This is a genomic window from Mesorhizobium sp. M1403 (genome assembly GCF_040317695.1).
In the GTDB taxonomy this organism is placed as follows: Bacteria; Pseudomonadota; Alphaproteobacteria; order Rhizobiales; family Rhizobiaceae; genus Mesorhizobium.
Genome location: NZ_JAMYKY010000003.1, coordinates 389,458 through 397,902, shown reverse-complemented (window position 1 = coordinate 397,902; position 8,445 = coordinate 389,458). Strand labels below are relative to the sequence as shown.

At 62.2% G+C, this 8,445-nt stretch carries 10 protein-coding genes; 7 read left to right on the top strand and 3 right to left on the bottom strand.

Annotated elements, in window-relative coordinates; genetic code table 11:
• Positions 1 to 133: 133 nt before the first annotated feature.
• Positions 134 to 1,078 (bottom strand): metallophosphoesterase family protein, encoded by a 945-nt coding sequence (locus tag NKH01_RS09505; protein ID WP_352494797.1) that lies wholly within the window; start codon positions 1,076 to 1,078, stop codon positions 134 to 136.
• Between the two features lie 53 nt (positions 1,079 to 1,131).
• On the opposite strand from NKH01_RS09505, the gene NKH01_RS09500 reads away from it, so the two are divergent.
• Together NKH01_RS09500 and NKH01_RS09495 are read left to right on the top strand one after the other, a co-directional pair.
• Positions 1,132 to 1,629 carry an NUDIX domain-containing protein gene (locus tag NKH01_RS09500; RefSeq protein WP_023719262.1) on the top strand — a complete coding sequence of 166 codons (498 nt, stop codon included), beginning with the start codon at positions 1,132 to 1,134 and terminating at the stop codon, positions 1,627 to 1,629.
• A gap of 93 nt (positions 1,630 to 1,722) precedes the next feature.
• A complete protein-coding gene (locus NKH01_RS09495; RefSeq protein WP_353020010.1) occupies positions 1,723 to 2,196 on the top strand; it encodes an ABZJ_00895 family protein in 474 nt (157 codons plus the stop codon).
• Positions 2,197 to 2,206: 10 nt separating this feature from the next.
• On the opposite strand, the gene NKH01_RS09490 is transcribed toward NKH01_RS09495, so the two are convergent.
• The gene (locus NKH01_RS09490) at positions 2,207 to 3,196 is read right to left on the bottom strand and encodes a glutathione S-transferase family protein (RefSeq protein ID WP_353020008.1); all 990 of its coding nucleotides are present in this window, start codon (positions 3,194 to 3,196) and stop codon (positions 2,207 to 2,209) included.
• Positions 3,197 to 3,468: 272 nt separating this feature from the next.
• On the opposite strand from NKH01_RS09490, the gene NKH01_RS09485 reads away from it, so the two are divergent.
• The 4 genes from NKH01_RS09485 to NKH01_RS09470 all read left to right on the top strand — a co-directional run bounded on the left by NKH01_RS09485 (position 3,469) and on the right by NKH01_RS09470 (position 6,121).
• A complete protein-coding gene (locus tag NKH01_RS09485; protein WP_352482039.1) occupies positions 3,469 to 4,005 on the top strand; it encodes a GNAT family N-acetyltransferase in 537 nt (178 codons plus the stop codon).
• 64 nt (positions 4,006 to 4,069) lie between these two features.
• Positions 4,070 to 4,831 (top strand): 3-hydroxyacyl-CoA dehydrogenase, encoded by a 762-nt coding sequence (locus NKH01_RS09480; RefSeq protein WP_352642757.1) that lies wholly within the window; start codon positions 4,070 to 4,072, stop codon positions 4,829 to 4,831.
• The gene (locus NKH01_RS09475) at positions 4,803 to 5,609 is read left to right on the top strand and encodes a HugZ family pyridoxamine 5'-phosphate oxidase (protein ID WP_198030492.1); all 807 of its coding nucleotides are present in this window, start codon (positions 4,803 to 4,805) and stop codon (positions 5,607 to 5,609) included. The genes NKH01_RS09480 and NKH01_RS09475 overlap by 29 nt, the downstream gene beginning before the upstream one ends.
• Before the next feature lie 173 nt (positions 5,610 to 5,782).
• Entirely contained in the window at positions 5,783 to 6,121 is a 339-nt protein-coding gene (locus NKH01_RS09470) for an ArsR/SmtB family transcription factor (protein ID WP_023719268.1), read from the top strand.
• 105 nt (positions 6,122 to 6,226) lie between these two features.
• On the opposite strand, the gene NKH01_RS09465 is transcribed toward NKH01_RS09470, so the two are convergent.
• Entirely contained in the window at positions 6,227 to 7,231 is a 1,005-nt protein-coding gene (locus tag NKH01_RS09465) for a L,D-transpeptidase family protein (RefSeq protein WP_353020006.1), read from the bottom strand.
• Between the two features lie 300 nt (positions 7,232 to 7,531).
• On the opposite strand from NKH01_RS09465, the gene NKH01_RS09460 reads away from it, so the two are divergent.
• On the top strand, positions 7,532 to 8,329 hold the full coding sequence (locus NKH01_RS09460; protein WP_352787795.1) for a TrmH family RNA methyltransferase: 798 nt from the start codon (positions 7,532 to 7,534) through the stop codon (positions 8,327 to 8,329).
• Positions 8,330 to 8,445: the final 116 nt, after the last annotated feature.

Below are 8,445 nucleotides of genomic sequence, written 5' to 3'. Positions count from 1 at the left end.
GTTTTTGGGAGGGGGCGGTGCGGGGCCCCTATGGTCGATATAAAATACGGCTTCTAGCGGGCTTCTCGTTTTAGCGAAACTGCTGAACGGCTCTATCTCTTTGTTTTGACGCAATTCCGGACGGAAAACCGTTTCACACTTTTCCTGGAATTACTCTAGCCATCGACGCCTCGGCCTCGACGCCAAGCTCCATTGTCTGCAGGTCGCTGGGCGGCAATGCCGGCCCGGTCAGGCCGCGGCGCGTCAGCTTGATCCGCCAATTGTCCTTTTCACCGTCGATGTCGAGCAGATTGTATTGCGCCGGCGCATGCGAACTGCCGGGGGCCTGCCCGGCGGCGGCGACCCCGACCACCGGGATTTTGGCCTTGCGGGCGCCGATGAAGAAGAGCGACGGCACATGCGAATGGCCGTGCAGCACAAGCTCGGCGCCGTGCCGGTGAAGAACCTTGTGGAAGCGCGAGATGCCAAACAGCCGCTTGTTCTGCGAAACGGCGCCGCGCACCGGCGGGTGGTGGATCATGATCACCCGGAACAGGCCGCGCTTGCCTGTGGCGTCGAGCATGTCGCGCAGCCTTTCCGCCTGGCCTTCCAGAAAGAAGCCGTTGGCCATGAACGGAGCCGTGGCGCGCGCCGTGGAGACGCCGATCAGCGCAGCATCGCCGCGCACGCGCAGATAGGGAAAGGTGTTGCGGTCGACCGGCGTATTGACGCCGTCGCCGGTCATCCATGCTGCCCAGGACCGGCAGGTCTTGTCGAAGGCGCCCGGCACATAGGCATCATGATTTCCTGGCACGACCGACACGTCATTCGGCGAGCCCAGCGTCTCCAGCCAGTGCTTGGCCATCTCGATCTCTCCGTCGAGCGCCAGATTGACCAGGTCACCGGTGATGGCGAGATGGTCCGGCCCGCTGGCCTTCATGTCGGCGACGATCGTGTCGATGACGGCGTCGTGCATGTGGCGGCGGCGGTTACGCTGCCAATTGACGTAACCGACCACGCGCTTGGAGGCGAGATCGCGATAGGTTACATCGGGAAGCGGCCCCAGATGGACATCGGAAATATGCGCGAGCCTGAACATCTTTTCTTCATAGGCGAGGCGCGCGCGGCTTTCCACTCACGGTTTCGCGGACGATGACGCCGGATCCGGAGCAAGCCCTGCGCCAGACCGGCTGGCCGGGCTTCAGGGCAAGGCTGTTTCACCTGTACTTCGTACTGCGGCGGCCGATGACGCTCGGCGTGCGCGGCTTGATCCACGACCGCCCCTCCAATTCCATCTTCCTCATCCGCCACACCTATGTCCCTGGCTGGCACCTGCCCGGCGGTGGCGTCGAGTTGGGCGAGACGATGATCGAAGCGCTGACGCGCGAAGTCTTCGAGGAAGGCAACATCGCGCTGACCGGACCGCCGGTGCTGAAGTCCCTGCATTTCAACCGCCGCGCCAGCCGCCGCGATCATGTCGGTCTCTATCTGGTCGAGGAGTTCGACCAGCCAGCACCTAAGCTGCCCGACCGCGAGATCGCCGAAGCCGGCTTCTTTCCGCTCGACCGCTTGCCGGAAGGCACGACACCGGCGACGCTGCGGCGGATTGCCGAAGTTTTTGAGGGGAATTCGGCATCGCCTTACTGGTAGATCATCTCTCCAACAGCTTTGGCTGCTTCGGTTTAGGCCGGCAACATACATTGTTCTCCGAGAGAAATATATATATTAGGCGATAAGAGAAAAATGAAACATAGCCAAAACGACAGGTTTAGAATCGTACTATATATCTCACTTTACACGGTAATTACTGTGACAACAATTCTTGCTACAGCCTTAATTTCGACAATGGTCCTTGGGATAGATCCATCCAGGTTGGAAAAAAGTGGAAGAGGCATCCAGTTCGCAATACGACTTTTTGCGGCATTCGTGACATATTTTGTTTTTATAAAGCGACATGCTCGGCTTTTTACTCGCACTGAATTCTGGAAAATGGTCGGCTTCTCAAGCCTGATAGAAATGGGTTTGGGAATGGCCGTGCTTCTGCTGTCGGGATCGTTTCGCGCAATCCCGCTCCAGATGTCGGTCCAGATCGTCATGATCGGCGGCATCGTGGCGTTCCTGGCAACGTCGCTCGGCTACTCCAATCGATTTGGAAATACCACATTGAAAGCTGATCTCGTCAGAAGGGCAAAGATGGACTCAGAAACCTTCCGCTAGGGCGCCGGTCTCACGCCGCCTTCCTGAACCTGTCGCGGTCGTGCAGCGCGCCATAGTCGAGCTCAGGCCCGACCGGCACGATGCGTGTCGGGTTGATGGTCTCGTGGCTGCCGTAATAGTGCGACTTGATGTGGTGCAAATTCACCGTGCCGGCGACGCCTGGCACCTGGTGGAGGTCGCGCAGATAATTCGACAGGTTCGGATAGTCGGCGATGCGGCGCAGATTGCACTTGAAATGGCCGACATAGACCGGGTCGAAGCGGACCAGTGTCGTGAACAGCCGCCAATCCGCCTCGGTGATGCGGCCGCCGACGAGATAGCGCTGCCTTGACAGACGGTCCTCCAGCATGTCGAGCGTCGAGAACAATTCGCCGAACGCCTCCTCGTAGGCTGCCTGCGTGGTGGCGAAGCCGGCACGGTAAACGCCGTTGTTGACCGCGGGATAGACCAGCGCATTGACCGCATCGATCTCGCCGCGCAACGGTTGCGGATAGAAATCGAGCTTGGCATCGCCCCATTCGTCGAAGGCCGAATTGAGCATGCGGATAATCTCGGAGGATTCGTTGGAAACGATGGTCTGCTCGCGTTTGTCCCACAGCACGGGAACGGTGACCCGGCCCGAATAGCCGGGATCGGCCCTGGTGTAGATCTGGTGCAGGAAATCGAGGCCGTAGAGCGTGTCGCCGGTGGCGCCGTCCTCGGCCAGGAACGTCCAGCCGTCGGTTCCCATGAAATGATGGACGACCGCGACGGAAATCACGTCCTCGAGTTTTTTGAGCACGCGAAAGATCAACGTCCGATGCGCCCACGGGCAGGCGAGCGAGACATAGAGGTGGTAGCGGCCGGGCTCGGCCTTGAAGCCACGTTTTCGCCCTTCGGCCGGGAAGCCGTGGCGGGTCACCCAGTCGCGCCACTGCGACTGCGCCCGCACGAATTTGCCGCCGCTCTCCCCGGTATCGTACCAGCGGTCCTGCCATTGGCCTTCGACTAGCAATCCCATGAAATGTCCTTTCGCGTTCCTGCCTGATGTAGGGCATGAAATGGACCTGCCGAAATCGCCAGCGCTGAACAGATCGTCAACAGCTGCGTCGTCGAGCGCAACCGGCCGATTGCGGCGGCTGAAAATTGGTGCTAGCGGACAATCCGCATGTTCGACTTTGCCCTGATCCGGTTCGACCGACGACGAAAGAGCGCCCGCGCTTGATGAAGCGCTGACTGGCGAACGCTGCCGCTTGCAGCAAACCTTTCCTCGCATACCGGAACGCAAAGACCATGAGCCTTGCCGACGTGAAATACCTGCCGGAAACTCCGGCGCATGATCCTGAAATCGAAGCCATCAATGACGAAGCCTTCGGGCCGGGCCGTTTCGTGCTTGCTGCCTACAGGATCCGCCAAGGTGGCCCGCATGAACGGGCTTTGTCCTTCGTGGCCGTCGACGGCGCAACCGTCGTCGCCTCGGTACGGATGACACGCATCGCCGCGGGCGCCGGCCGCGCGCTGATGCTAGGGCCGCTCGCCGTGCAGCCGGCCTTCAAGAACCTCGGCATCGGCCGCCGGCTGGTGGCAATCGCGCTCGAAGCCGCTGCCAAAGCCGGCGCGCCGGCCGTGATGCTGGTCGGCGACGAACCCTATTACGGTCCGCTCGGTTTCAAGAGGCTGCCGCGTGGGCAGATCTCGATGCCGCGTCCGGTCGACCTCGACCGGCTTTTGGCGCACGAGATCGTGCCGGGCGCAGTGGCAAGGCTGGTGGGCGAGGTTTGCCACGCCGACCAGGCGAGGATTGGCGAGCACATCGCGGCGATGGCGTGACCATGCCGGTGCTGTCGCACGGTGGCTTTGGCAGAATAGTCTGGGCTCGGAGGAGGACGTCGAGATGAACCCGAACGGCCAGATTGCGATCGTCACCGGTGGCGGCTCCGGCCTTGGCGAGGCGACGGCGCGCGCTCTTGCCGCCGGCGGCGCCAGGGTTGCCGTCCTCGATCTCGGCATCGAGCGGGCGGCCAAGGTGGCGGCCGACATCGGCGGCATTGCCGTCCGATGCGATGTGAGCGACGCGGAAAGCGGTGCCGCTGCTGTCGCGGAAGTGGCTGAGACGCTCGGCGAGCCGCGCATCCTGGTCAATTGCGCCGGCATCGTTATCGGCATGAAGACGATCGGCAAGGACGGACCACATCCGCTCGACCAATACCGCAAGGTGATCGAGGTCAATCTGATCGGCACCTTCAACATGATCCGCCTGGTTGCCGACCGGACCGCGAAGCTCGAGCCGCTGCAGGGCGGCGAGCGCGGCGTCATCGTCAACACCGCATCGGTCGCGGCCTATGACGGCCAGATCGGCCAGGCGGCCTATTCGGCATCCAAAAGCGGCGTCGTCGGCATGACGCTGCCGGTGGCGCGCGATCTCGCCCGCTCCGGCATTCGCGTCTGCACCATCGCGCCCGGCATCTTCAGGACGCCGATGATGGCCGGCATGCCGCAGGAGGTGCAGGATTCGCTCGGTGCGGCAGTGCCCTTCCCTTCCCGTTTGGGCGAGCCTTCGGAATATGCCGCACTTGCCTTGCACATTATCGAGAACCAGATGCTCAACGGCGAGACCATTCGCCTCGATGGCGCCATCCGCATGGCGCCGAAGTAAACGCGACGGTGGTGCTTTGGACGAACCCAGGAAAGACGTGATCCGCGCGACCGACGCCGAGGCGATCAGGCTGGCAAAGACGCTGATCCGCAGCGCCCGTTTCGGCGCGCTGGCAGTGCTCGAGCCAGGAACCGGTTCGCCGCTGGCCAGCAGGGTCGGTGTCGCCACCGACATCGACGGCACGCCATTGATCCTGGTGTCGATGCTGTCCGCCCATACCGGCGCTATCCTTGCCGACCCGCGCTGCTCGCTGCTCGTCGGCGAACCCGGCAAGGGCGATCCGCTGGCGCATCCGCGATTGACGCTCGTCTGCCGCGCCGTACGGCTCGAACGCGGATCGAACGAACACGCCCGCGCCGAGCGGCGCTACCTCAACCGCAATCCCAAGGCGAAGCTCTATGCCGGGCTCGGCGACTTCTCGATCTTCCGGCTCGAACCGGAGCGCGCCAGCCTGAACGGCGGCTTCGGCAAGGCCTATCTGCTCGAACGCGCCGATCTGGTCGCGACGGGAGCAATCGTTGAAGAGCTTGCCGCCGGCGAGCAATCGGCACTCGACCACATGAACGCCGACCATCTCGATGCGATTGCCCTCTACGCAAGTCATTTCGGCGGGGCCGAGCGCGACGGCTGGATCGTCACCGGCTTCGACGCCGACGGGATGGATCTCGTATCCGGCGACAATGTCTGCCGGGTCTTTTTTCCCAATCCGCTGCAGGCGGCACGCGACCTCAGGCCTGTCCTGGTCGACATGGCAAAGGCTGCCCGATCGGCAAATTGATCACAGCCGCACAGTTAATCGGCTTGCATGGAAAGCAAGCCTTGAGATTTGAGCGAAATGTTCTACCTTTGCGAGTGACGCTGAATCGCTGGCGTGCATCTATAGGGAAAGTCTATGGAATCCGACGCTATTGCCCCCATAGCGGCGGATGAGCAGGAAGGCATGGGGGATCTATGGTCTCGAACAAGCTAGTCGCCAACGCCGGAGCCGCGGCCGCGTTTCTGACGCTGATGGGCAACGAAAAACGTTTGTTGATCATGAGCTATCTGGCCGAGGGCGAAATGTCGGTCGGCGCCATAGCCGAGAAAGTGTCGCTCAGCCAATCCGCTTTGTCGCAGCATCTGGCCAAGCTCAGGGCTTCCGACCTTGTCGAGACCCGTCGCGACCGGCAAATGATCTATTATTCCTGCAAATCCGGCGCGGTACGCGAACTGCTGCACATGCTGGACGGCATTTTCGGCGAAGGTGAACTGTCGCAGATGGCTCACCGGCTGCGTCGCGCCGGGACCTGATTGGCCGGGGCGGAGAACGCCCCGCCAAGTCCGTTTGGTCGCCAAGTCCGTTTGGCCGGCAAGTCCGTTTGGCCGGCAAGTCCGCTTTGCTGCCAAGTCCGCCTGCTACTGAGCGCGCTCTTCGGCGGCCTGTGCAATCTCGTCCTTGAACTCGACCTTCGTGCCCGGCTGCACCATGGAGGCAAGGTCTTCGGCATCCCAATTGGTCAACCGGATGCAGCCATGCGAAAAGGTCGTGCCGATCTTGCCCGGTTCCGGCGTGCCGTGGATGCCGTAGCTTTCGATGGAGAGATCGATCCAGACCGATCCCACGGGATTATTCGGCCCGGCAGCGATGGTGAAGGGCCGCTTGGTCTTGACCCCCTTGAAAGCGAAGTCCGGATCATAGTGATAGGTAGGGTTGTGCACCACGCGCCTGACCTCTGCCGTGCCGCTTGGCGCCGGCTTCTCATCGCTCCCAATCGAGGCCGGGTAGACCGCCAGCCATTTGCCGGCACGGTCGAGCACACGCACCAGGCGAGCGCCCTTGTCGATCTCGACGGCGGCAACCCCGGCGGCAGGGTCGCCCCTGCCGACATCAGGCACCACCAACGTCCTGCCTGGTTTCCTGAGACTGGTGCCAGGATTAAGCATTCTCAACAATTGTTCGCTGATATGGAAGCGCTCAGCCAACTTCTCCACCGCATTGCGATAACCGAGCCGCCGCAAGCGGGCCATCCTCTCCAAGCGGGCCGGAATACGCTTGGTGAAAGGTCCGCGCACGTCCTTGCGCATCACCTCATAGGTCACCAGCACCGGCCTGGCGGAGGTTAAGAGGAGTTTGCTCCAGGTCTGTGGATCGAGCTTGCCGTCGGGCGGAAGTCCGTTTGCCGCCTGAAACGCGGCGACGGCCTTGGCGAAGTTCTGGGAAAGACGACCGTCGATCAGGCCCGGCGAGAAGCGGGCGCGATCCAGAAGGATCTGCGCCTTCAGCAGCATCGGATCGACACCCTTCGGTTCGCCGATAGTGAATTGGGCCTGATTGACGGTGGCTGGATCGAGCTTGGCCGCGCGAGCCACGCCGCATGCGAGGGCAAGCGTGGCGGCGAAGACGAGGAGGAGCCTGATCATCGATGTCCTCCCAGGACTGCAGCAGGAGCCCGCTTCTATGACGCGGCATGGCCCTGTGTGGTTCCTTCGCCCGATCGAAATTCTGAATTGAAGCGGCTTGGCCGAAGGGCTGTGCCGCGGGAATCAAGTATTTCTCGTCGTCGGGGGGCCTCGGCCCGGCGTCCAGTGATTGGGCTTGACCGTTCGAACGGCGTGCATCCATTTGGACGCTGAGATACGGTCCGAGCTTCGGATCCGGCATCATGCCTTCCGAAACCGAATCCCGATTCGCGGCCGATGCCATGGTCGGCCGAGGAAGCCATGAATCCGATCCGCATAGACGACCCGCAGGATCCCCGCGTCGCCGCCTATCTCGACATCCGGGAGCGAGATCTTGCCGGCCGGCAAGGCCGTTTCGTCGCCGAAGGCAAGGTGGTGCTCGACACGCTGCTCGCCGCCCGGCGCTTCGAGGCAGAATCGGTGCTGGTACTCGAAAACCGGCTGGCCGGCCTCGATGACGTCCTGCGCAAGGCGCCTGCCGGGCTCCCGATCTATGTCGCATCCAGCGAAATCATGGACAGGATCGCCGGATTCCACATGCATCGCGGCATATTGGCGATCGGCCGCAAAGGTGCGGCCATCTCCGCTGAGGCCTTGCTCGGCGCGCTGCCCGCCCGCGCACTGATCGTTGTGCTGGTCGGCATCGCCAATCATGACAATATGGGCTCGATCTTCCGCAATGCCGCCGCCTTTGGCGCGGATGCCGTGCTTCTCGATCCGACCTGCTGCGATCCGCTGTACCGCAAGGCAATCCGCGTCTCGGTGGGCGCCGCCTTGAAAGTCCCCTTCGCCTCCTTTGCCGACGCCGCCGGCTGCATCGCCATACTCGACCAGCAAGGCTTCAGCCAATTCGCGTTGTCGCCGCGCGGGCAAATCGACATTCGCGATGCCAAGAGAAACGAGCGGCTGGCTCTCTATCTCGGCACCGAGGGCGAAGGCCTGCCGGAAAGCCTGCTTGCTCGCCTGCAGACGCTGCGGATCGGTATGGCGCAGGATTTCGACAGCCTGAATGTCGCAGCGGCGTCAGCCATCGCACTTCATCATTTTTCCGGGGCCTGATGCATGTCGCGCAAAAGTGTGCAGCGGTTTTGCGGTAACGACATGCATCAAAACAAGAACATAAAGCGCGTCGCATGAGGCCGGTCGAACACGACGCGCTTTAGAGCCGGGCGTCT

Bases quoted from the DNA above. Each gene is read 5' to 3' on its own strand.
- NKH01_RS09465 (WP_353020006.1), bottom strand. From the start codon at position 7,231: ATGATCAGGCTCCTCCTCGTCTTCGCCGCCACGCTTGCCCTCGCATGC.
- NKH01_RS09490 (WP_353020008.1), bottom strand. From the start codon at position 3,196: ATGGGATTGCTAGTCGAAGGCCAATGGCAGGACCGCTGGTACGATACC.
- NKH01_RS09475 (WP_198030492.1), top strand. From the start codon at position 4,803: ATGGCGCCATCCGCATGGCGCCGAAGTAAACGCGACGGTGGTGCTTTG.
- NKH01_RS09495 (WP_353020010.1), top strand. From the start codon at position 1,723: ATGAAACATAGCCAAAACGACAGGTTTAGAATCGTACTATATATCTCA.
- NKH01_RS09460 (WP_352787795.1), top strand. From the start codon at position 7,532: ATGAATCCGATCCGCATAGACGACCCGCAGGATCCCCGCGTCGCCGCC.
- NKH01_RS09500 (WP_023719262.1), top strand. From the start codon at position 1,132: ATGACGCCGGATCCGGAGCAAGCCCTGCGCCAGACCGGCTGGCCGGGC.
- NKH01_RS09470 (WP_023719268.1), top strand. From the start codon at position 5,783: ATGGTCTCGAACAAGCTAGTCGCCAACGCCGGAGCCGCGGCCGCGTTT.
- NKH01_RS09485 (WP_352482039.1), top strand. From the start codon at position 3,469: ATGAGCCTTGCCGACGTGAAATACCTGCCGGAAACTCCGGCGCATGAT.
- NKH01_RS09505 (WP_352494797.1), bottom strand. From the start codon at position 1,078: ATGTTCAGGCTCGCGCATATTTCCGATGTCCATCTGGGGCCGCTTCCC.
- NKH01_RS09480 (WP_352642757.1), top strand. From the start codon at position 4,070: ATGAACCCGAACGGCCAGATTGCGATCGTCACCGGTGGCGGCTCCGGC.